The 21,869-nt window shown below is 68.4% G+C and carries 21 protein-coding genes; 11 read left to right on the top strand and 10 right to left on the bottom strand.

Going from position 1 to position 21,869, the window contains the following annotated elements:
* Positions 1-6 precede the first annotated feature (6 nt).
* The 5 genes from dnaJ to NE2_RS08780 all read right to left on the bottom strand — a co-directional run bounded on the left by dnaJ (position 7) and on the right by NE2_RS08780 (position 4,932).
* Positions 7-1,155 (bottom strand): molecular chaperone DnaJ, encoded by a 1,149-nt coding sequence (gene dnaJ, locus NE2_RS08800; protein WP_063025485.1) that lies wholly within the window; start codon positions 1,153-1,155, stop codon positions 7-9.
* Between the two features lie 131 nt (positions 1,156-1,286).
* On the bottom strand, positions 1,287-2,318 hold the full coding sequence (hrcA, locus tag NE2_RS08795) for a heat-inducible transcriptional repressor HrcA (protein ID WP_063014601.1): 1,032 nt from the start codon (positions 2,316-2,318) through the stop codon (positions 1,287-1,289).
* Between the two features lie 235 nt (positions 2,319-2,553).
* Positions 2,554-2,763, bottom strand: a complete 210-nt coding sequence (locus tag NE2_RS08790; RefSeq protein WP_062962660.1) for a hypothetical protein — start codon at positions 2,761-2,763, stop codon at positions 2,554-2,556.
* 114 nt (positions 2,764-2,877) lie between these two features.
* Entirely contained in the window at positions 2,878-4,080 is a 1,203-nt protein-coding gene (hemW, locus tag NE2_RS08785) for a radical SAM family heme chaperone HemW (RefSeq protein ID WP_084493902.1), read from the bottom strand.
* 45 nt (positions 4,081-4,125) lie between these two features.
* Positions 4,126-4,932, bottom strand: a complete 807-nt coding sequence (locus NE2_RS08780) for an AraC family transcriptional regulator (protein ID WP_084493901.1) — start codon at positions 4,930-4,932, stop codon at positions 4,126-4,128.
* A 73-nt stretch (positions 4,933-5,005) separates the two neighbouring features.
* Between NE2_RS08780 and NE2_RS34850 the strand changes: the two genes are divergently transcribed.
* From NE2_RS34850 to NE2_RS08755, 7 genes are all read left to right on the top strand, one after another.
* Positions 5,006-5,158, top strand: coding sequence for a zinc-binding dehydrogenase (locus NE2_RS34850; RefSeq protein ID WP_218018577.1), 153 nt, complete (start codon positions 5,006-5,008; stop codon positions 5,156-5,158).
* A gap of 163 nt (positions 5,159-5,321) precedes the next feature.
* Positions 5,322-5,423 (top strand): Ms4527A family Cys-rich leader peptide, encoded by a 102-nt coding sequence (locus tag NE2_RS37650; protein ID WP_372464177.1) that lies wholly within the window; start codon positions 5,322-5,324, stop codon positions 5,421-5,423.
* A gap of 133 nt (positions 5,424-5,556) precedes the next feature.
* Positions 5,557-7,335 (top strand): nitrite/sulfite reductase, encoded by a 1,779-nt coding sequence (locus NE2_RS08775; protein WP_063025484.1) that lies wholly within the window; start codon positions 5,557-5,559, stop codon positions 7,333-7,335.
* A 13-nt stretch (positions 7,336-7,348) separates the two neighbouring features.
* A complete protein-coding gene (locus NE2_RS08770) occupies positions 7,349-8,065 on the top strand; it encodes a phosphoadenylyl-sulfate reductase (RefSeq protein WP_063025483.1) in 717 nt (238 codons plus the stop codon).
* Positions 8,044-8,976: a sulfate adenylyltransferase subunit CysD gene (cysD, locus tag NE2_RS08765; RefSeq protein ID WP_104364755.1), complete on the top strand. Its 933-nt coding sequence runs from the start codon at positions 8,044-8,046 to the stop codon at positions 8,974-8,976. The genes NE2_RS08770 and cysD overlap by 22 nt, the downstream gene beginning before the upstream one ends.
* Entirely contained in the window at positions 8,976-10,265 is a 1,290-nt protein-coding gene (locus NE2_RS08760) for a sulfate adenylyltransferase subunit 1 (RefSeq protein WP_063025482.1), read from the top strand. The genes cysD and NE2_RS08760 overlap by 1 nt, the downstream gene beginning before the upstream one ends.
* A gap of 19 nt (positions 10,266-10,284) precedes the next feature.
* On the top strand, positions 10,285-11,061 hold the full coding sequence (locus tag NE2_RS08755) for a sirohydrochlorin chelatase (protein ID WP_063025566.1): 777 nt from the start codon (positions 10,285-10,287) through the stop codon (positions 11,059-11,061).
* 66 nt (positions 11,062-11,127) lie between these two features.
* Here NE2_RS08755 and NE2_RS08750 read toward each other — a convergent pair whose 3' ends face one another.
* Entirely contained in the window at positions 11,128-11,916 is a 789-nt protein-coding gene (locus NE2_RS08750; RefSeq protein WP_030512843.1) for an HAD family hydrolase, read from the bottom strand.
* A 175-nt stretch (positions 11,917-12,091) separates the two neighbouring features.
* Between NE2_RS08750 and NE2_RS08745 the strand changes: the two genes are divergently transcribed.
* Complete coding sequence (locus tag NE2_RS08745) at positions 12,092-12,883, top strand: SDR family NAD(P)-dependent oxidoreductase (protein ID WP_228817948.1); 792 nt, start codon at positions 12,092-12,094, stop codon at positions 12,881-12,883.
* A gap of 6 nt (positions 12,884-12,889) precedes the next feature.
* Here the strand turns inward: NE2_RS08745 and NE2_RS08740 are convergent, their stop codons facing one another.
* Complete coding sequence (locus NE2_RS08740; protein ID WP_063025480.1) at positions 12,890-13,822, bottom strand: helix-turn-helix transcriptional regulator; 933 nt, start codon at positions 13,820-13,822, stop codon at positions 12,890-12,892.
* Between the two features lie 89 nt (positions 13,823-13,911).
* Between NE2_RS08740 and NE2_RS08735 the strand changes: the two genes are divergently transcribed.
* On the top strand, positions 13,912-14,352 hold the full coding sequence (locus NE2_RS08735; protein ID WP_063025479.1) for a VOC family protein: 441 nt from the start codon (positions 13,912-13,914) through the stop codon (positions 14,350-14,352).
* Positions 14,353-14,358: 6 nt separating this feature from the next.
* Here NE2_RS08735 and NE2_RS08730 read toward each other — a convergent pair whose 3' ends face one another.
* From NE2_RS08730 to NE2_RS08720, 3 genes are all read right to left on the bottom strand, one after another.
* A complete protein-coding gene (locus NE2_RS08730; RefSeq protein WP_063025478.1) occupies positions 14,359-16,632 on the bottom strand; it encodes an Hsp70 family protein in 2,274 nt (757 codons plus the stop codon).
* 420 nt (positions 16,633-17,052) lie between these two features.
* A complete protein-coding gene (locus NE2_RS08725; protein WP_063909335.1) occupies positions 17,053-18,636 on the bottom strand; it encodes an FAD-dependent oxidoreductase in 1,584 nt (527 codons plus the stop codon).
* Positions 18,637-18,650: 14 nt separating this feature from the next.
* On the bottom strand, positions 18,651-19,658 hold the full coding sequence (locus NE2_RS08720; RefSeq protein WP_063025476.1) for an AurF N-oxygenase family protein: 1,008 nt from the start codon (positions 19,656-19,658) through the stop codon (positions 18,651-18,653).
* 283 nt (positions 19,659-19,941) lie between these two features.
* Between NE2_RS08720 and NE2_RS08715 the strand changes: the two genes are divergently transcribed.
* Positions 19,942-20,601, top strand: a complete 660-nt coding sequence (locus tag NE2_RS08715) for a GntR family transcriptional regulator (protein WP_063025475.1) — start codon at positions 19,942-19,944, stop codon at positions 20,599-20,601.
* Complete coding sequence (locus NE2_RS08710) at positions 20,601-21,866, top strand: MFS transporter (RefSeq protein WP_063025474.1); 1,266 nt, start codon at positions 20,601-20,603, stop codon at positions 21,864-21,866. The genes NE2_RS08715 and NE2_RS08710 overlap by 1 nt, the downstream gene beginning before the upstream one ends.
* The last annotated feature ends 3 nt before the right edge of the window (positions 21,867-21,869 follow it).

The following is a 21,869-nucleotide window of genomic DNA, read 5'->3' as shown; positions in this document are numbered from 1 at the left end:
GCGTTTTCAGCGACCGCTGAAGGAGGCCCGCAACCGCGCGAACAATCCGCTGTTGTGTTCGGACTGGGCCGAAAGCACCTCGGTGTGTTCGCCGTTGCGCATCGCCTGGTACTTGCGCAGCAGGTCGAACTGCTTGTTGTCCAGTTTGGTCGGAATCACGATGTCCAGATGCGCGACCAGATCACCGCGCGCACTGGAACGCAGCTTGGGCATGCCGTGAGCGCGCAGCACCGACACCTCGCCCGGCTGGGTGCCGGGCGGAATGGTCAGTTCGGTGGGCCCGTCCAGGATGGTGTCGATGACCACCGTGGCGCCGAGCGCGGCATCGACCATCGGTACCCGGATCGTGCAGTGCAGATCGTCGCCGTCGCGGACGAAGGTGTCGTGCGGCTGCTCCACGATCTCGACGTACAGATCACCGGCCGGTCCGCCGCCCGGGCCGATCTCGCCCTGCGCGGCCAGCCGCACCCGCATGCCGTTGGCCACACCCGCCGGAATCGGCGCGGCGATCTCGCGGCGGGCACGCACCCGGCCGTCGCCACCGCATTTGCGGCAGGGATCGGGGATGGTCTCGCCCGTGCCGCGACAGGTCGGGCACGGCCGGGACGTCATCACCTGTCCCAGGAAGGACCGCTGCACGGTCTGCACCTCACCCGCGCCGCCACAGGTTTCACAGCGCACCGGCTTGGAATTGCCGTTGGTGCCCGAGCCCTGGCACAGATCACAGAGCACCGCGGTGTCGACGGTGAGGTGTTTGGTGACGCCGACCGCGCATTCGGCCAGCGACAACCGGGTCCGCAGCAGCGAATCCGCGCCCGGCTGCACCCGGCCGCGCGGTTTGCGCGAACTGGTGGCGTTCATACCGCCGAAGAAGGCCTCGAACACATCGCCCAGACCACCGAAACCGGCGCCGGAGAAGCCGCCGCCCGCGCCCGCCGATTCCATCGGGTCGCCGCCCATATCGACGATGCGGCGCTTCTCGGAGTCGGTGAGAACCTCGTAAGCGGTGGATACCTCGCGGAACCGCTCCTGCGCGTCCGGATCCGGGTTGACGTCGGGGTGCAGTTCCCGGGCCAGCTTGCGGTAGGCGCGTTTGATCTCCTGGTCGGACGCGTTGCGCCCGACGCCGAGGATTCCGTAGTAGTCCCGTGCCACTTGAGTCTCTAGTCCTGTTCCGAATGGGTGTCGTCCAGCATCCCTGCTCACAGCCGATGCTGCCATGTTCACTGTGGCCGACCGGCGAACCAGGTTGCCGACCGGCGCGGATCCCGGTTACCGGGGCGGGCTCATCGTTCCGCGAGCACCTCACCGATATAACGGGCGACCGCGGCGACCGAGGCGATCGTGCCGGGGTAGTCCATCCGGGTCGGGCCGACCACTCCCATACCTCCCAGCACGGTACCCGGCATACCGTACCCGGTGGATACCACCGAGGTGCCGCGCATCTGCTCGACGCGGGTCTCCTCACCGATCTGCACCGTCACCGTGCCGGGCTGCTGCGCGGCGGCCAGGAGTTTCAACACCACCACCTGCTCCTCGAGCGCCTCGAGCACGGCACGCAGCGAACCCGGGAAGCCGAAATCGCCGGCATTGCGGGTCAGGTTGGCCGTGCCGCCCAGCACCAGCCGCTCCTCCGGATGCTCCACCAGGGTTTCGACCAGAACGGTCGACACCCGGACCAGGACATCGCGCAGCCGGGCGGGGGCGTTCTCCGGCAACGCCGCGACGGCGCTCGAGGCAGCGGACAGACGCTTACCGTCCATCGCCTTGCCGAGCATGCCGCGCAGTGCGGCGAGATCCTCCTCGTCGATCACCGCCCCCAGATCGACGAGCCGCTGATCGACCCGCCCGGTATCGGTGATCACGACCAGCAGCAACCGGGCCGGATTGAGCGCCACGACCTCCAGGTGACGCACGGTCGACGCCGAGACCGTCGGGTACTGCACCATCGCGACCTGCCGGGTCAGCTGCGCCAGCAGCCGCACCCCGCGTCGCAGGACGTCGTCGAGATCGACGCCGCTTTCCAGGAATTCCATGATCGCGCGGCGCTCGGCATTGGACAGCGGCTTGACCTCGGCGATGTTGTCCACGAACTGGCGATAGCCCTTGTCGGTCGGGATGCGACCGGAGCTCGTGTGCGGCTGAGTGATGTATCCCTCGGCCTCGAGGACCGCCATGTCATTGCGCACGGTTGCGCTGGAGACGCCCAGATTGTGCTTGTCCACCAGCGTTTTCGACCCGATCGGCTCCTTGGTCGCGATGTAGTCCGCGACGATCGCGCGCAGGACCTCCAGCCGCCGCTTCTCGGTGCTCGACATCGGCCCCACCTCCTCGTTCGCCTTCGGGGTCCACGCGGCCGCACACGGGCAGCATCGACCACGCGGATTCCCGGTTGATCCGACACCAGTTTAGTTCCTGTGCTCACGAGTTCCCGCGTGTGAGGTCGCACAGTGATGCCGGGCCGGCGCCGGGGGACCCGGTCGCGCAGCGGAACGGAGGTGGAGCCACGGAAGGCGCGGGCGAAGACGTCGGTCTTGCGCCCGCGGCGCGAACTCAGTCCGATTCGGCGACGAGTTTGCCTGCCGCCGCATCCAATCCGAGCATCGTCAGCAGCGACTGGCAGTCGTCGACTCCGGTCGAATGACTGGCCACCGCCCGCGCGGCGAGCGCGCTGCGCCGTGCGGCCTCGGCCTTCTCTGCGGCACGCGTTTCGGCGAACTCGCTCTGCTCGTGGACAAGTGTGATGTGGCGTGCCTGTGACATGGATCTCCTCAAGTTGCCTCGAACCCTACGCTGTCCGGACTCCCGCCCGGGCCGCAGCGCCGAATTCGGGGCGAAATAGACCGATTCACCGGGCCGCTGCCGACCGCCAGCCGGTCAGCCCAGCAGATCGCGGACTACTCCGTCGGCGAGCAGACGCCCGCGGTCGGTCAACACCAACCGATCACGGTCGACAACGGCCAGTCCGTCGGCGGCCACACGCTCACATGCCGCGCGGCCGTCGGCATCCAATTCCCCGACCGGGAGTCCGGAGCGCAGGCGCACGCCGAGCATCACGCGCTCGGTGTACTGCTCCGCGTCGGTCAGCGCCTCCCAGCCCGCGGCGGGCAGTCCGGCGCGGGCTGCGACGCGCTCGGCATAGCGGGCCGGATGCTTCACGTTCCACCAGCGCACGCCGCCGACGTGGCTGTGCGCGCCGGGACCGGCGCCGAGCCAGTCGCCGCCGTCCCAGTAGCCGAGGTTGTGCCGGCAGCGCGCGGAAGATGTTGTGGCCCAGTTGGATACCTCGTACCAGCCGAATCCAGCGGCGGTGAGGCGGGCGTCGATGCGTTCGTAGCGGGCGGCGAGGGTGTCTTCGTCGGGGGCGGGGAGTTCGCCGCGGCGGACCTTGCGGGCCATGGCGGTGCCGTCCTCGACGATCAGGGAGTAGGCGGAGACGTGGTCGACGCCGGCGGAGAGGACCGCGTCCAGGCTGGCGTCGAGGTCGGCGTCGGATTCACCGGGCGTGCCGTAGATGAGGTCGAGGTTGACGTGGTCGAAACCGGCTGTCCGGGCCTCGCGGGCGGCCGCTACGGCACGTCCGGGGGTGTGGGTGCGGTCGAGAATGCGCAGGACATGGCTCGCGGCCGATTGCATGCCGAGGGAGACGCGGGTGTATCCGGCGGTTCGGATGCGCTCGAAGAACTGCGGGGAGGTGGACTCCGGATTCGATTCCGTGGTCACCTCCGCATCGGCGGCGAGGCAGAACTCGGCACGGATGGCGTCGAGGACATCGGCCAGGCCGTCGCCGCCCAGCAGCGACGGGGTGCCGCCGCCGACGAAGACCGTCGACACCGGCGGTTGCGCGCTCGGCAGTTCCGCGAAAGCCCCTGCAGCGGTGGCCAATTCGCCACGCAGGGCGTCGAGCCACGACTCCGGCGAGGCGGAGGAACCCAACTCGCCTGCCGTATACGTGTTGAAATCGCAGTAGCCGCAGCGCGTCGCGCAGAACGGGACGTGCACGTAGATCCCGAACGGCCCGCCGCCGAAATCGCGCAGCGTCGGCGCGGCGGTGGTGTGTTCGGGAGCGGGTGCGGTCACCCCACCAGTGTGCCCGGTGCGGCGCAGTGACCGGCGGCACACCGGCTAGTCGATCGCGTCCGGCGCCGGTTGCCCGCGAGTTCGGTACGAACGGGCGTATTTTCCGGGAGTGGTGCCGACGATGTCGGCGAACGCCGCGATGAAGCCGCTCGGATTCGCCCACCCGCAGGCGTGCGCGACGTATGTCGCGTCGTGCCCCTCGGCGAGCAGGACGAGCGCGTGTGAGATGCGCAGCTGGGTGCGCCACTCGTAGAAGGTCATGCCGAGCTCGTCGTGGAACAGCCGGCTCAGCGTTCGCGCTCCCGCGCCGACCCTGCGCCCGAGTTCGGCCAGGGCGGCGTTGTCGCCGGGGTCGTCGTACAGAATCCGCGCGAGGGCCCGCAACCGGTCGTCGCGGGGTTGCGGCAGTTGCAGCGGCTGCTCGTGCGCTTCCCGCAGTTCGTCGACGAGCACGCGATGCAGCCGGGCGCGCGCACCGCGGTCGTGGTCGCGGGGCCCGGTAAGGCTGAGGAACACCTCGCGGGCCAGATCGGTGGCCCCGAATACCGCGGGGCGGTCCGGTAGCAGCCGGGCCGGTGCCGCCGGGAGAAAGACGATCCGCATGTCGGTTCGCCCGTGGGCGCGGTGCTGATGCGTGAATCCGGCTGGGGTCCAGCCGATTCGGTTGGCCGGCACGATCGACGTCCCGCGTTCGGTGTGCACGGAGAGCACCCCGCGGGCGGCGTACACCAGATGCCCGCGCGCATGCGCGTGGACCGAACTCGACGCTCCCGACGCCCACTGGTGAACGCCCCCGGACGGCCACAGCCGCGACGTAGAAGCCGCCTCGGCAGGTTGGCGGCGAACGGGCATGAATCGGCATTCTATCGGTGGTCGGCCGCCCCGGTCGCCCACGACAGTGAACGCATGAGTGGGACGACGATGCGTGCGGCGGTCTGTGCAGCGCCTCGTCGACGCCGTCGAAACGGGTGCCTTGCGTCCGAATGTCGACCGCGTCCTCACACTGGACGACGTGGTCGCGGCTCACCGCCGGATGCAGAACGCCGAGGCGACCGGAAAGCTCGTCATCGTGCCTTAGCCGACCCGTCGGCGCCCGCCGGGACGGCCCCGGCGGCATCGGATCGGCGAATCCGCTTGATCTATGACGCATCTCACAAATTAGGACGGCCGTCCAGGGAATTTCCCGCTTTTTTGCGGAGAATATGACCCACCGGTCGGAAAGACCCACCTGACATGGCACAATGACTTCCATGACCGGACTTGGAGTACGACTCGTGGCGCGCCGCCATGTCGACTTCAAGCGCGTCTGCAGCGCCAGTTGTCTGCCGGATCGCCTCCGGTAGCTCGGCCTCCCCTCTCCCCGATTCCCGGCATCCGTCGCGATGCCCATCGGTCCGATTCGCTGAACTCCGAAGGCGCGAGCCAGCCCCTCCCGCCTGCCGCAAGGCCTGATCCATCTTCTTCAGGAGCGACCCTATGACGTCGAGTACCGACGCCGGTCCCACCCCCGAGTCCGTTCGCGCGGATCGTGAACGCCTCGCCCGGGAGCGTCGTGCCCGGCCCCGCCCGGAGGCTTCCGGCCCGCGCGAACGCACCGGCAAGCCGGTCCGCCGCAAGTCCGAGGGCCAGTGGGCCCTCGGTTACCGGGAACCGCTGAACGCGAACGAGCAGAGCAAGAAGGACGACAATCCGCTCAACGTCCGTGCGCGCATCGAGAACATCTACGCCAAGGGCGGATTCGACTCGATCGACAAGAGCGATCTGCGCGGCCGCTTCCGCTGGTGGGGCCTCTACACCCAGCGTGAGCAGGGCTACGACGGCACGTGGACCGGTGACGAGAACATCGACCTGCTCGAGGCCAAGTACTTCATGATGCGCATCCGCTGCGACGGCGGCGCGCTCAACGTCGAGCAGGTGCGCACCCTCGGCCAGATCTCCACCGAGTTCGCCCGGGATACCGCCGATCTGTCCGACCGCGAGAACCTGCAGTACCACTGGATCGAGATCGAGAACGTCCCGGAGATCTGGCGGCGCATCGAGGCGGTCGGATTGCAGACCACCGAGGCCTGCGGCGACTGCCCGCGCGTGGTCCTCGGCTCCCCCCTGGCCGGTGAGTCGCTGGACGAGGTCGTCGACGGCAGCTGGGCCGTCGAGGAGATCACCCGGCGCTACATCGGCAAGAAGGAGTACTCGAACCTTCCCCGCAAGTTCAAGACGGCGATCTCCGGTCAGCAGGATGTGGTCCACGAGATCAACGACGTCGCGTTCGTCGGCGTAGAACATCCCGAGCACGGCCCCGGTTTCGACCTGTGGGTCGGCGGCGGCCTGTCCACCAACCCCATGCTCGCGCAGCGAGTCGGTGCGTGGGTGCCGCTGGAGGAAGTGCCGGATGTGTGGGAAGCCGTCGTCTCGCTGTTCCGTGACTACGGTTACCGCCGGCTGCGGACCAAGGCGCGGTTGAAGTTCCTCATCAAGGACTGGGGCATCGAGAAATTCAGAGAAGTTCTCGAGGAGAAGTACCTGCAGCGCAAGCTCAACGACGGCCCCGCGCCCGAGAAGCCGGCCCGGCCCATCGACCATGTGGGCGTGCAGCGGCTGCGCAACGGTCTCAACGCGATCGGCTTCTCCCCGATCGCCGGCCGTGTCTCGGGCACGATTCTGACGCAGGTCGCCGACGCCGTCGAACGGGTCGGCGCGGACCGGATCCGGTTCACCCCGTATCAGAAGGTCGTCGTGCTCGACGTCCCCGACGACAAGGTCGAGGAACTGATCGCCGAACTGGAACCGCTGGGCCTGCAGGCCCGGCCGTCGGCCTGGCGGCGAAACCTGCTGGCCTGCAGTGGTATCGAGTTCTGCAAGCTCTCGTTCGTGGAGACGCGCAAGCGTTCGCAGGTCCTGGCGCCCGAACTCGACCAGCGCCTGGCCGATATCAACGCCCAGCTCGACGTGCCGGTCACGATCAACATCAACGGCTGCCCCAACTCCTGCGGCCGTTCGCAGATCGCCGATATCGGTTTCAAGGGCCAGCTCGTCGACGACGGCGACGGGAATCAGGTGGAGGGCTATCAGGTTCACCTCGGTGGCAGCCTCGGGCTCGACAGCGGCTTCGGCCGCAAGCTGCGCCAGCACAAGGTGACCAGCGAGGAGCTCGGCGACTATATCGAGCGTGTCGTCCGCAATTTCGTCAAGAACCGCAACGACGGTGAGCGGTTCGCGCAATGGGCTGTCCGCGCCGACGAGGCCGACCTTCGGTAACGGGAGATTCAGTATGGCAACCACTTTGGCGAAGCTGAGCGAAGCCGAGCTGCGCAGGATCGCCGAGGACGGCGCGGCGCAGCTGGGCCCGGACGCCTCGGCCACCGAGCTGCTGCAGTGGACCGAGGACACCTTCGGTTCGAGCTACATCGTCGCCTCGAATATGCAGGATGCGGTGCTGGTGCACCTGGCCGCGCAGGTGCGGCCCGGGGTCGAGGTCCTCTTCCTCGACACCGGCTACCACTTCGCCGAAACCATCGGCACCCGGGACGCGGTCGAAACCGTCTACGGCGTGAACATCCTCAATGTGCGGCCCGAACACACTGTCGCCGAACAGGATCAGCTGCTGGGCAAGGATCTGTTCGCGCGCGATGCGGGTGAATGCTGCCGGCTGCGCAAGGTGGTGCCGCTGCAGAATTCGCTGGCCCCCTACAACGCGTGGGTGACCGGCATCCGGCGCGTGGAGGCCCCCACCCGGGCCAACGCCCCCCTGATCTCCTTCGACGAGGGCTTCGGCCTGGTGAAGATCAATCCGATCGCCGCCTGGTCCGACGACGAGATGGCCGCGTATATCGACCAGCACGGCATTCTCGTCAATCCCCTTGTCGAGGAGGGATATCCGTCCATCGGTTGCGCTCCGTGCACGCGGAAGCCGGAACCGGGATCCGATCCGCGAAGCGGCCGCTGGGCCGGCCTCGCCAAGACCGAATGCGGGTTGCACGCCTCATGACTTCAACGGTGACCGAGACACAATTCGATACCCTTGCCGCCCTCGAGAGCGAAGCCATCCACATTTTCCGTGAGGTGGCAGGCGAATTCGAGCGTCCGGTGATCCTGTTCTCCGGCGGGAAGGACTCCACGGTCCTGCTGCACCTGGCGCTCAAGGCCTTCTGGCCCGCGCCGCTGCCGTTCTCGCTGCTGCACGTGGACACCGGCCACAACCTCGACGAGGTGCTGGCCTTCCGCGACCACGTGGTCGAGAAGTACGGGCTACGGCTGCACGTCGCCAGCGTCGAGGAGTATCTGGCCGACGGCCGGCTCACCGAGCGGCCCGACGGTATCCGCAACCCGCTGCAGACCGTGCCGCTGCTGGACGCCATCACCGAGAACCGCTTCGACGCGGTCTTCGGCGGCGGACGGCGCGACGAGGAGCGGTCGCGAGCCAAGGAGCGGATCTTCTCGCTGCGCGACGCCTTCGGCCGCTGGGACCCGAAGCGGCAGCGCCCGGAACTGTGGAACCTGTACAACGGCCGGCATGCGCCCGGTGAGCATGTGCGGGTGTTCCCGCTGAGCAACTGGACCGAACTCGACATCTGGCGCTACATCGCGCGCGAGAACGTCGAGCTCGCGACCATCTACTACGCGCACGAGCGGCCCGTGTACCAGCGCGACGGCATGTGGATGACCCCGGGCTCCTGGGGTGGTCCGCGCGAGGACGAGGAGTTGGTCGTCAAGTCGGTGCGTTACCGCACCGTCGGCGACGGATCCACCACCGGCGCAATACTTTCCGATGCCGCGACCAACGACGACATCCTCGCCGAGGTCGCCGCGTCGCGACTTACCGAACGTGGCGCGACCCGCGGCGACGACCGCGTCTCCGAGGCCGCCATGGAAGACCGCAAGCGAGAGGGTTACTTCTGATGTCCGACCTACTGAGACTGGCCACCGCCGGCAGTGTCGACGACGGCAAGTCCACACTGGTCGGACGCCTGCTCTACGACACGAAATCGGTACTGGCCGACCAGATCGACGCCGTCACCCGGGCCTCGGTCGACAAGGGCCTGGCCACCCCCGATCTCTCGCTGCTGGTCGACGGGCTGCGCGCCGAACGCGAACAGGGCATCACCATCGATGTGGCCTACCGGTACTTCGCGACGCCGAAGCGGTCCTTCGTGCTCGCCGACACCCCGGGCCACGTGCAGTACACCCGCAACACCGTCTCGGGCGCGTCGACGGCACAGTTGGTAATCCTGCTGGTCGATGCCCGCAAGGGCGTCATCGAGCAGACCCGGCGCCACGCCGCCGTGATGGCGCTGCTGGGTGTGCCGAAGCTGGTGCTGGCGGTGAACAAGATCGATCTGGTCGACGACGCGGAAGCGGTCTTCGCGCAGATCGTGGCCGAGTTCACCGAGCTGACTAGCAAACTCGGCTGGGCCGCCGAGGACATCGTGGAGATCCCGGTCTCGGCGCTGCACGGTGACAACATCGCGTCGCGCTCGGAGAACACCCCGTTCTACGACGGTCCCTCCCTGATCGAGCATCTGGAGTCGGTGCCGGTCGATGCCGACAGCACCGGCCGCCATCAGGTGGGCCTGCGCTTCCCGGTCCAGTACGTGATCCGCCCGCGGACCGCGGAGTACCCGGACTACCGCGGGTATGCCGGACAGGTCGCCGCGGGCGTGGTGTCGAAGGGTGACGAAGTCGTGGTGCTGCCCTCCGGCATCCGGACCACGGTCGAGCGCATCGACACCGCCGACGGCGAACTGCCCTCCGCCCAGCCAGGACGCAGTGTGACCCTGCTGCTCACCGATGATGTCGACATCTCCCGCGGCGACACCATCGTCGCGGCCGCCGATGCGCCCGAACCGATCGATGCGTTCGACGCCACCGTCTGCTGGCTCGGCGACAAGCCGCTGCGGCCCGGCGCCCGCCTGCTGCTCAAGCACGGCACCCGGACCACGCAGGCCATCGTCGGCGCGCTGATCGAGCGGTTCGACGAGCAGAACCTGGCCGCCGATCCGAATCCGGAGTCGTTGGCGCTCAACGATATCGGCCGCATCTCGGTGCGCGTCGCGGAGCCGATCGCGGCCGACGACTATCGTGTCAACCGGTACACGGGCAGCTTCCTGCTCATCGACCCGGCGGGCGGTAACACGCTGGCCGCGGGTCTGGTGGGCGACGTACTGACCTCCGTCGAGGTCGGCAGCTGAGATGGGTTCGGCCGGTGGGATGTTCGTGAACGGCGAGCGGTCGCTCGCCGGTATCACCACCGGCCGCGCCCCGGCATTGATCGCGGTGGCACACGGCAGCCGTGATCCGCGGTCCGCCGCGACGATGTCGGCCGTGGTGGCCGAGATCGCCGGACAACGTCCGGATGTCGACGTGCGCCTGGCATTCCTGGACCTGAACACCCCTTCGGTGGAACAGGTCATCGATGCCGTTGCGGCACAGGGACATACCGAGGCCGTTGTCGTTCCGTTGCTGCTGGGCAGTGCGTTTCACGCCCGGGTGGATCTGCCCGGCATGCTCGCGGCTGCCCGCCATCGGCATCCGCTGCTGCGGATCACGCAGGCCGATGTGCTCGGGACCGACGAACGACTGGTGGCGGCGCTGCGGGACCGAGCGCTGCACGCGGGCGCCGACCGCGACGATGCCGAGCTGGGTATCGCGGTCGCGGCCGTCGGATCCTCGTCCGCGGCCGCCAACCGGATCACGGCCGAGGTCGCCGTGGCGCTCACGCACGGCACCCGCTGGCGGTCCGCGATCTGCTTCGCGACCACGCAGCCGTCGCTGAGCCGGGCGGTCTCGGATCTGCGCGGCCGGGGAGCCCGCCGGGTGATGGTCGCCCCGTGGTTCCTGGCCCCGGGGTTGCTCATCGATCGTCTGGCGGTCGCCGAACCCGGCCTCGTGCACGCACCTGCGATCGGGCCGCACCGGTTCCTCACCGAGGTCGCGCTCGAGCGTTATCAGGCAGCCGACCGGCTGACCCTCGATCTCTCGGCCTGATTCCGCCTGCCCTTCCGGCAGTCTCGGCCCGGCCCGGACCCACGTGGGTCGTGCCGGCTTCGCGGTTCATCCCGCGAACCAGCGCTCCAGCACCAGGGCCGCCCCGTCCTCACTGATATCGGCGGTCGTTTCGTCGGCAAGCTCGTGGACCGGGGGGACCGCGTTGCCCATGGCGACGGAATGCCCTGCCCAGGTAAGCATGTCGATATCGTTGTAGCCGTCGCCGATGGCCAGGGTCTGCTCGAGCGGGATGTCGAGGGCCAGGCGAAGTTGTTCCAGCGCCCAGCCTTTGGACACTCCCTGTTTGGAGGCCACCAACCACGGTTCGTCCTCGCCGTGCACCCAGCCGGCGCCGGGGAGGTCGAGTTCGCCGACGGCGTCGATCATTTCGTCGAGGCTGCCGCCGGGCCACCAGCCGTTCAGCCGCGTGGTGGGCTCCAGGCTCAGTTCGGCATCGTCGACGAAGCGGAATTCGCCGAGCCGGAAGCTGCCGGGGTAGTAGCCGGTGGCCCAGGTACCCACCCCCACCTTCTCCACCGACAGCACCATATCGGGCAGCAGCGAACGCAGTGTCGCGACCGCGGGCTCCGGGTCGAAGGTATGGACCGCCAGTGGCTCCCAGTTCGAAATGTCCACGTGCACAGCGCCGTTCGAGCACAGCGCCTGGCCCTCCTCGAGTCCCAGCTCCTCCATCACGAGCCGGGTGGCGAGTAGCGTGCGGCCGGTCGTGATCACCACATGGGCGCCCGCGTCGACCGCGGCACGCACCGCCGCACGCACCCGCGGGCTCATCGGCGCACCCGCCTGCAGGATGGTCCCGTCCACATCCAGGGCAATCAGTCGAGGACTGTTCACCTGATCATTGTCACCGATCGTGCATCTGCGCTTACAGCCCCGCCGCCATTACCCGGCGGTATGCCCCTCACACGGCTAGATGACACATCAACTACAGGTCCGAATCCCGCCAGCTTTGCCGGTTTCGCGCGACTTGACTGGCACCTGTCACGAGATCGCGTGGCAGACAACGGATATGGAGAGGGCAGCAGAGATGGACACGACGGTGCACCACCGCTTCGAATCGAAGGTCGTACTGATCACCGGCGCCAGCAGCGGGGTCGGCGCGGCCGTGGCCCGGCGAGTGGCGGCGGAGGGCGCCGCGGTGGTGCTGGGCGCCCGGGGTAAGGAGGCCGGGGACCGGATCGCCGCGGATATCCGCGCCGGGGGCGGCCGGGCCGTCTTCGTCCCGACCGACGTCACCGTGGCCGAGGACGTGGATCGGCTCACCCACGCCGCGATCGACGAATTCGGCCGGCTGGACGCGGCCTTCAACAACGCCGGAGCGGTCAACTCCTTCGGCCCGGTGCAGGACATCGACGAAGCCGGTTGGCGCGCAGATCTGGAACTCAACCTCACCGGCGTGTACTTCGGCCTGCGGTCGCAGGTGCCGGCGCTGCTGGAGTCCGGCGGCGGGGCGATCCTCAACAACGCCTCCAACCTCGGCGTGGTCGGTATGGGCTCGGTCGCTCCCTACGTCGCGGCCAAACACGGCGTGGTCGGCCTGACCCGCGCGGTCGCGCTGGAGACGGCCGCCGCCGGTGTGCGGGTCAACGCGCTGGTTTCGGGCGCGGTGGACACCCCGGCGTTTCGCGCGTCGATGGGTGCGACACCCGAAGGCGAGGCGGCGATCGCGGCGCTGCATCCGCTCGGCCGAATCGCCCGCGCGGAGGAAATCGCCTCGCTGTGCGCCTACCTCCTCTCCGACGAGGCGAGCTTCGTCACCGGCGCGGCGGTCGCGGTCGACGGCGGTTTCACCGCTCGGTAACGCGGATCAGCGGTAGATGGCGGTGAGCTCGGCCGCCAGCGCGGCCAGCTCACGCCGAATCGATTCGGGAGCAACGACTTCGAGGCGTCCCCCGAATCCGGCGAGCTGTTCGGCGATCGCGCGCGGCAGATGGGCGCTGATCCGCAGCCGCACCCGGCCGCCGTCGACCGGACCGTCCTCGGCGCAGTGCCTGCCCAGCCGATCGCGCAGGACCGGCACGATCCCGGGATCGGCGTGCACGATCGCCGACACCTCGCCGCGGCGATGTTCCATCTGTTCGACGATCTCCGACCACGCCTGCGCCAGATCGAAATCCGCCGGGACGTCGGCGACGCCGTCTTCGACGGTCAGCTCGCTCATCCGGTCGACGCGATAGGTCCGGCGCCCGCGGTCGGTCCCGGCGATCAGATACCACACGGCGTCCTTGTCGACGACGCCCCACGGATCGACGGCTCGCTCACGACCGGCCGAGCCGTAGCGGAAGCGGACCGGCCGTCGCCGGGCGACGGCCTGTTGCAGCAACTCGACCTCCGCCGGTTCGGATCGCGGCCGCCGGCCCCAGCCGACCGGATCGATCAGCGTCGCCGCCGAGGCGGCCAGGGCTTGTTCGCGGAACGTCTCCGGCAAGGCTCGCAACAACTTTCGCAGCGCCGAGCGGGTGGCGGGCGAGCCCGAGGCCGCCGGACCGAGCAGCAGGAACAGCGCCCGCGCCTCGTCGGCCGTCATTCCGCTGAGGTCGGTCCGGGCACCACCGATCAGCGCCCAGCCCCCGCCCCGGCCGGGCTGCGGGTAGACGGGAACCCCTGCCGACGACAGCGCCTCGAGGTCGCGACGCGCGGTCGCCACGGACACCTCGAGTTCCCTGGCGAGCTCGGCGGCGGTGACTCGACCCCTCGCCTGCATGAGGAGCAGCGTGGCAATCAGACGGTCGGCGCGCATACGGAAATTCTGCCGAAAAAAGTGCTCATTCGGTGAGCACTTTGGGCGCGAGGATCGTATCGAAGACCGCAACGAACGAGGAGAGACCGATGCTGCGTGGAATGACGACCGTGTCCTACTATGCCGACGACCTGGCGGCCGCCAAGCGCTGGTACAGCGAATTGCTGGATATCACACCGTATTTCGAGATTCCCGGGTATATCGAGTTCCGGATCGGCGACTACCGGCACGAACTCGGCATCATCGATCGCCGCTACTGCCCGGACCCCGCCCACGACCCCGGCGGCGCACTGCTGTACTGGCACGTCGACGATCTCGACGCCGCGCTGCAGCGGCTCCGCGAACTCGGTGCGGCCGAACACCAACCCGTCACCGAACGCGGTCCGGGCTTCGTCACCGCCTCGGTGGTCGACCCCTTCGGCAATCTGCTCGGCATCATGTCCAACCAGCACTACCTCGACGTCCTGGACAGCCGTCGGGACTCGTCCTCGCCGGTTCGGCGCGATATCGGGGCCGAGCCCTGTCGGTGACCCCGGTCAGCGCCCGAAACCGCCGAAACCACCGCTGTGGAAGCCGCCGCCCAGGCCACCCCCATGGAAGCCGCCACCGGGGGTGGCGCCGAGGCCGGGGTGGCTCGGCGCGACAGCGCCGGGGTGGGCGGGGGCGACCGGTGCGGGGTTCGTCCCACCGGGGCGGGTAGCGCCGCCGGGAGGTGTGGCCGTGCTGCCCCCGAGGCCGGGAGTACGGGCGGTTCCGGCACCCGGAGCGGTATCGGAAGACGTTGTGCCCGGGGCGGATCGGGCACCACCGGTCGGCGCGGAATCGGTGCCGCCACCGGCGGGGGCGGAGGTGCCGGGCTTCGCGTTGTTCCCGGCGTTCGCAGTGCCGTTCGAATTGGCAGCGCCGTTCGAATTCGCGGAGTCGCTCGAGTGGGAACCGTCGCCCGAATTCGTCGTACCACCGGCATCGGGTCCGGTGTCGGAGTTCGTGGCGTCGCCGGAGTGCGCCGGGCCCGAGTTCGCCGCCCCCGGTTTCGCCGGATCCGAGTTCGTACCACTGGAGTTCGCGGAGTCGTCGGCGTGCGAGCCGTGCGTATCGGGGCTGTCGGAGTCCGAGCCATGGGAGGACGCACTCGACCCGCCGGTCGCACCGGCCGAATTCGACTCGGCAGACGTGGTACCCGAGCCGTCACCGCTGTCCGCGGTGCCGCTCGAGTGCCCGGGCCGCGCAGTGGACGCGGCATCGCCGTTATGCGAATTCCCGGACGACGCACCGGGAGCCGCGGTCGTCTTGTCGGCGGGCGCGGGGTTCGTGCCGGATGCGGGTGTACTCGAACCGTCCGGTTTCGGCGCCGGATTTCCGGGCTTCGACGAGTCCCCGGGTGTGGAGCCGCCGCCGGGCGGGGTGCCCTGATCACCGGATCCCGGCTGACCGGGATGCCCCGTGCCGGGCAGGTTGCGGGCGGCGGCGCCGGCGGCCAGGAGCGCCGCCGCACCCGAGTTCACGAACGGCATGGGGTTGGTGAAACGTGCCGGATCGGAGTAGGTCCGGGCGCGGGGCGGCACGCAGGGCCTGACGGCGCCGTAGTCGCGCAGCGCGTTCTCGACCCGATCGGTCATGGCATGCGAAAAGTCGTGCGCCGCACCGGCGTCGCCGCGCATTCCGGACAGCGGGGTGCCCATCAAAGTGTCGGCGCGGGCCGCCAGCGCAGCGAATCCGACACCGAAGCCGGGTGTCTGCGGCAGGTCGCCGACCTGTTCGCGCAACGCATCCGCCGGGCCGGCCAGCACGGGGGCGAATTCCATGATCGGGCCGTCGGTACCGAGCGGGCCACCGCCGATCATGGTCGCCGCCGACATCGCGAGGGCGGAGACGACCGCGGCGGAGGATACGACCGCGGCGCCCCGGGCGTATCGCCCGGCACTGCTGTTGCTCGTGGCGAATCGAGCCGAGGCGATGGCGGCTCCGGTCGCGACCGTATGCGCCGGATCCGGCGGGACGATCACCGGAGGACCCAACTCGGCCAGCACCTCCGCCACCTCGACCGGTCGCGCGGCGCCACCGATCAGTAGCACGCGATCGATGTCGTCGATGGTCACCCGCGCACGTTGCAGGCAATCGCGCACCACCCGAAGGGAATTGCGGACATGCCAGGCGCGCAAGCGGCGGGTGTCCTCGGCCGGCACCACCGTCGACACCGGTGCCGGCACGTCCGGAGCCAGCGTCCGTGCGTAGCGCGCCAGGACGGCACCCAGCGGCCGGCCGCCGAAGGCATCGGATCGCAGGGCCGAGCCGAGCACTCCGCGCTGATTCCATTCGGCCTCGGTCCGGACCACCGCGACGTCCAGGTTGTTGGCGCCCAGGTCGTAGACGAGTGTGGAACAGCTTGCGGAAACACCGTATTCGTCGTCCAGCCATTCCACCGCGGCCACCGGTTCGGGCATCAGAATCACGTCGAAGGCGCCGCAGCGGTGCAGCGCGTACTGCAGCGATGCGATCTGCCGGTCGGTGTAACAGGCGGGATAGGTGAGGACCGGCCCGGCTTCGGGATCGCTGCCCTCGATCAGGCAGGTGGCGACCGAAGCGACCAGGTCGGCCGAGGACCGGATCCGGCCGCCCGGCGACACCGGCTCGCGCGGGCGGGTGAGATCGGCGAAATCCGTGACCACCGGCGCGAATCGAGACACTACCCCGACTCGGACATCGCCGGAGCGGTCGAAGGTGACCGCGGTGCGACGCACGCGGACCGCCGGACGGCCGCGATCACCGGCAGTTGCCGCCCACACGGAATTCACTGTGCCGATGCTCATGCCGAAGCCAACCGTCATTGCCATCCCGTCAACGCACCGAGACCACGGCCCCAGGTGGTTCAACCATGTGGTCGCGGTCGTTTACCAAATAGCGAACACAGGTTAGCTGGTCGGTCTCGATCACGGAAACCGAATGGGCGGAAAAGCTTTCACACCCACCGCTCGATCGATCAAAACACCTGATAGACCTCGATCTTCGGCAAGTTCGAAAGGCCGAATTCGGCTACTGCACGAGAATAGCTGGCAAAACTGGCCATTTCACAGTTGATCACGCGGAATACCGACCGGTTTTCTATGGAATTGCGACAATGACATTCACGAGACTGAAATCCGCGCGGCCGTTCCGAATGACTGGATGGTTGCCGAAACGCCGAATGCCCCGATCCGGGCGGATCGGGGCATTCGGTCGAAAGATCCGGCTCAGGCGCGAGCGAGCAGCTTTCGCTTCCACCACGGCTGGGCCGTGGCGCCGCCGCGCACCGCATCGGGGCGTCGGCGCTGGACCAGCCGATCGAAATCGGTGGCGTCGACGGTGGGCCGGCGCAGACGCCCGGCGTTGAAGTCGTCGACCAACTGTCGCACCGTCTGCTGGGCGCAGGACTTGTTGGTGCCGATGAAGCCCGTCGGACCACGCTTGATCCAGCCGGTCACATAGGTTCCCGGAACCACCGCGCCGCCGGCGGATTCGAGCACCCGGCCGTCGGCGTTCGGGATGACGCCGGCGCGCTCGTCGAACGGCACCCCCGGCACGGCCACGCCGCGGTAACCCACCGAAGCCAGAACCAGTGCGGTATCCAGGGTTTCGGTTTCGTCCGTCGCGACAGCGCGGGTGATACCGGCCTCGTCGGTCACGAGTTCGTTGCGCACCAACTCGATTCCGGTCACCCGGTCGGTGCCGACCAGCGCCACCGGCGAGGAGAGATAGCGGAAGACGATGCGCTTGCGCGCGCCCACCGGACGGTCGGCCACGCTGCGCAGCAGCTTCAGTTTCTGCTCCACCTTCTGCGGCATATCCGGAGTCGGTTCCGGCACATCAGCTTCCACCACGATGTCGAGATCGGATCCGAGCAGGCCCACGAATTCGGGGACGGTGAAGGCGGATTCGGCGGGACCGCGGCGGCCCACGATCACCACTTCCTCGATCTTGCTGCGCCGCAGTGCCGCCAGCGCCGTCGGCGACACCTCGGTGGCATCGAGCAGTTCGGGATCCATGGTGAGAATCCGGGCCACGTCGAGCGCGACATTGCCGTTGCCGACGATCACCGCGCGCCGCTGCGACAGATCGAAACTGCGCTGCGCGAAGTCGGGATGGCCGTTGTACCACGCCACGAACTCGGTCGCGGACAGGCTGCCGGGCAGACCCTCGCCGGGGATACCGAGCTTGCGGTCGGAGGAGGCGCCCACGGCGTAGATCACGGCATCGAAATGGTCCAGCAGTTCGGCGTGCGAGATGTCCGCACCCACCGCCACATTCAGGTACGACCCGAATCCGGGCTGCGCGGAGATCACATCGAACAACCGGCTCACCTGCCGGGTCCGGGTGTGGTCGGGCGCGACGCCGTGGCGGGCCAGGCCGTAGGGCACCGGCAACCGGTCGAAGACCGTCACCGTCACCTCGGGCTGGGTGAGCAGCTCGTCCGCGGCGTACATCGCCGAGGGGCCCGAACCCACGATGGCGACGCGCATCGGGCCGCGCTCGGTGTCCACCTCGGCGGCCGGCAACGGCTTGGCCAGCAGTGGACGCGGCCGCGCCTGGCGATAGAAGTCGGCGTTGATCTCGATGAACGGCTTCTGCTCCGCGGTGAGCTTCTTCGAGGAGGTGATGGCGTCCACCGGACAGGCCGTGGCACAGGCGCCGCAGTCCACGCATGCCGCGGGGTCGACGTACAGCATCTCCGCCGTCAGAAAATCCGGTTCGTCGGGCGTGGGATGGATGCAGTTGACCGGGCATGCGTAAACGCAGGAGGCGTCGCTGCAGCACGACTGGGTGACTACATACGGCACTGTATGGATACCCTTCAGGCGGCTTTGGTCTTGGCGCGCTGCGGCTCGGAGCGGTACCGGCTGGCCGGGCCGTCGATCTTCAGCAGCTTCCAGACGTTCTTCGAGATCGGGTTCATCAGGCCCAGCTCCTTGGCCAGGGCCCGCACGTCGATGAAGTAGTCGGCGAAGGTCTGCTGCGCCTCGGCGGAGCCGTAGAACAGTTCCTTGCGCACCTCCTCCGGGATGTCGAATTCCTCGAAGAAGGACTTCGGCGGGGTCGCGATGGACCGGCCGAGGATCCACATCACGATCGGCATGGCCAGCGACAGCACGAACTTCGCGGCCGGATTCGACTCGGGCACATGCTTCTTCAGGAATTCGTGCGCAAAGGAGATGTGGCGCGCCTCCTCGGCGACGTGAATCGCCATGACGCCGCGCATGATCGGATGCACTTCCTCGCCGGAGCGCAGGATCTGCTTCTGGATGTGGTCGATCGGCTCCTCACCGGCGAGCACCGCCATGAAGAACAGATTCGGGAACCGGGCGGCGACCGGCGCGGCGATGTAGCGGAACTTACGGACCAGCGGGCCCATCCCCGGCACATCGATGCCGATCCGGTTGACCATCTCCTGGAACATCAGGGTGTGGTTGTGCTCCTCGATCATCTCGTGGGAGCAGTACCGGAATTCGGGCGAGCCGTTGGGCAGGCTGAAGTTGTGCGTGACCATGCCGCTGATCAGGATCGACTCGAACTGCAGGCCGACCTTGGCGACATTGGCCTGGCGGTACTTGCCGATGGCGATCTTCTGCTCGTCCGACAGCGCCTGGTACCAGGGGTGACGTCCCAGCGGGTCGGCGGATTCCGGAAGGATCCACCGCTTCTCGCCGGCGGTCGCGGCGAAGTCGGGGTTGTCCCAATCGATGTCGGTGAACGGATCGAAGTGCTTGTTGACCGAACCCTCGGACAGCAGGAGCAGCTTCTGGGCGTATTCCATGGCCTCGGCGACCACAGGGTCTACTTCCGGCGTCGCGGCAACGGACATCGTCGTCACAGCCTCTCCATCTCGCATGGGTAACTGTTTCCCATAGTTACACCTATAGCGGCGGAGGTCAACACCGGCGACCGGCCGCGCCGGGCACCATCGCGCAACCTCGCCGATAGTCCGCCGAATTCCCAGCTCAGCAGCAACCGAAACGGCATTACCGGGAAGTACTGTGCGGGGCGTCACATCGGCGAGAAGGCCGTCACCACCCACACCCGAGGCCGGTCGTACGTGTCGGCACCCACATGGCAATTCATCCCATGTTCCCGCTAAGCTACAACTTATGTCTAAGACGTATTCAGCCGCGGAGCGCGCCTATCGGGAGATCAAGGAGCGCATCCTGACCGGGGCACTGCCCGGCGGAGAGCTGATCAGCGAGGGTGAGATCGCGACCGATCTGGGCACCTCACGCACTCCGGTCCGGGAGGCGTTCCTGCGGTTGGAGACCGAGGGCTGGATGCGGCTGTATCCCAAACGCGGCGCGCTGGTGGTACCTATTCCCTCACACGAGGCCGAACACGTCGCACATGCTCGCTATGTCGTGGAGACCGCGGCGGTGCGCGCCCTCACCGCCGACGACCGGCCGGCGCTGATCGACGCCCTGCGCGACTCGCTGACCCGCCAGCGCGAACTCGTCGCGAACCTCGCCGCGTCCGACGGCCGGGCGCTGTCCCACTTCGCCACCGAGGACACCGACTTCCATCGCGGCTATGTGGTCGCCGCGGGCAACCCGCTGCTCACCGGGTTCTACGACTCGCTGCGCGAACGCCAGCGGCGGATGAACAGCGTCGCTCTGCATCGCGCGCCGATGAATACCGCCCGGATCGTGGAACAGCATGCGCAGCTGACCGATCTGATCGCCGCCGGCGATACCGCGGGCTTCGATACCGCACTGGCCGAACACCTTTCGGGTGTGCACCAGCTCGAACTGAGAGGACTGTGATGACCGCGCCGAGCGCCGTCGACATCCGCCCGGCACGGGTCGCCACCATCCCGCGCGTGTGGTGGGGCGTGGCCGCGGCGGTCTTCGCGATCGCCTGGGGCGGAAACGAATTCACCCCGCTGCTGGTGATGTACAAGAACGACGGCCTGCCGGTCACCACGGTCGATCTGTTGCTGTTCGAATACGTCCTGGGCATCGTGCCCGCGCTGCTGATCGGCGGGCCGCTGTCGGATCGCTACGGCAGGCAGCGGCTGATGCGGCCCGCACCGCTGATCACCGCGGCCGGATCGACGCTGCTGGCCTTCGGTTCCGGCGTGGTGCCGATGTTGTCGATCGGGCGCGTGCTGTGCGGAGTCGGTCTCGGGCTGGCGATGGCCGTGGGCAGCAGTTGGTTGAAGGAGCTGTCGCAGCCGCCGTTCGGGCCCGTGTCGGCTCCCGGCACCGGCGCTCGCCGCTCGGCGATGAGCCTCACCGGCGGTTTCGCCATCGGAGCCGGCGTGGCCGGGGTGCTGGCGCAGTGGGCGCCGTGGCCCGCGACTTTGGCCTATCTCATCAATGTGGCACTGTGCCTGATCGCGGCCGTCTGGGTGCTACGCGCACCGGAAACCGTGGCACCGCAACCGATTCGCAAGCCACTGCGTGAGGATCTGCGGATTCCGGCGGCCGGCCACCGGCGTTTCCGCCGCATCGCACTGCCGCTGGCGCTGTGGCTGTTCACCTCCGCCGCGACCGCATACGCGATCCTGCCGACGCTGGCCGCCGACCGCATCGCCGGAACCCCGATCGCCTTCTCCGCGCTGATCACGGTGATCACGCTGGGATGTGGTTTCGCCATCCAGTCGGTGGCGCGGCGGATCGACCTGCCGGGTACCGCGCGGATCGCGGCCCTGTCGCTGATCCTCACCACGGCAGGCATGGCCGCATCCGTCTACGCGGCCGCATCGCTACAGCTGTGGGCGGTCGTCGCGACCGCTGCCGTGCTCGGCTTCGGATTCGGCATCGGGATGGTCGCGGGACTGCAGGAGATCGAGCGGATCGCCCGGCCGGACGATCTGGCCGGGCTGACCGCGGTGTTCTATTCGGTGAGCTACCTCGGATTCGGTTCACCGGCGCTGCTGTCGCTGCTGCACAACGCCGTGCGCATCGGCTATCCGGTGATGTTCGCGGCCGGCGCGGTCATCGCCCTCGGATGTCTCGCGGTGGTACTCAACAACTATCGCGATCCGGACAGCGAGACTGCCGTCGAGCAGCGGATCAGCCGATAGGTC

Source organism: Nocardia elegans NBRC 108235 (genome assembly GCF_001612845.1).
GTDB classification, from domain to species: domain Bacteria; phylum Actinomycetota; class Actinomycetes; order Mycobacteriales; family Mycobacteriaceae; genus Nocardia; species Nocardia nova.
Note: the sequence above shows the minus strand (reverse complement) of the source record. Positions and strands in the feature narration are given on the sequence as shown.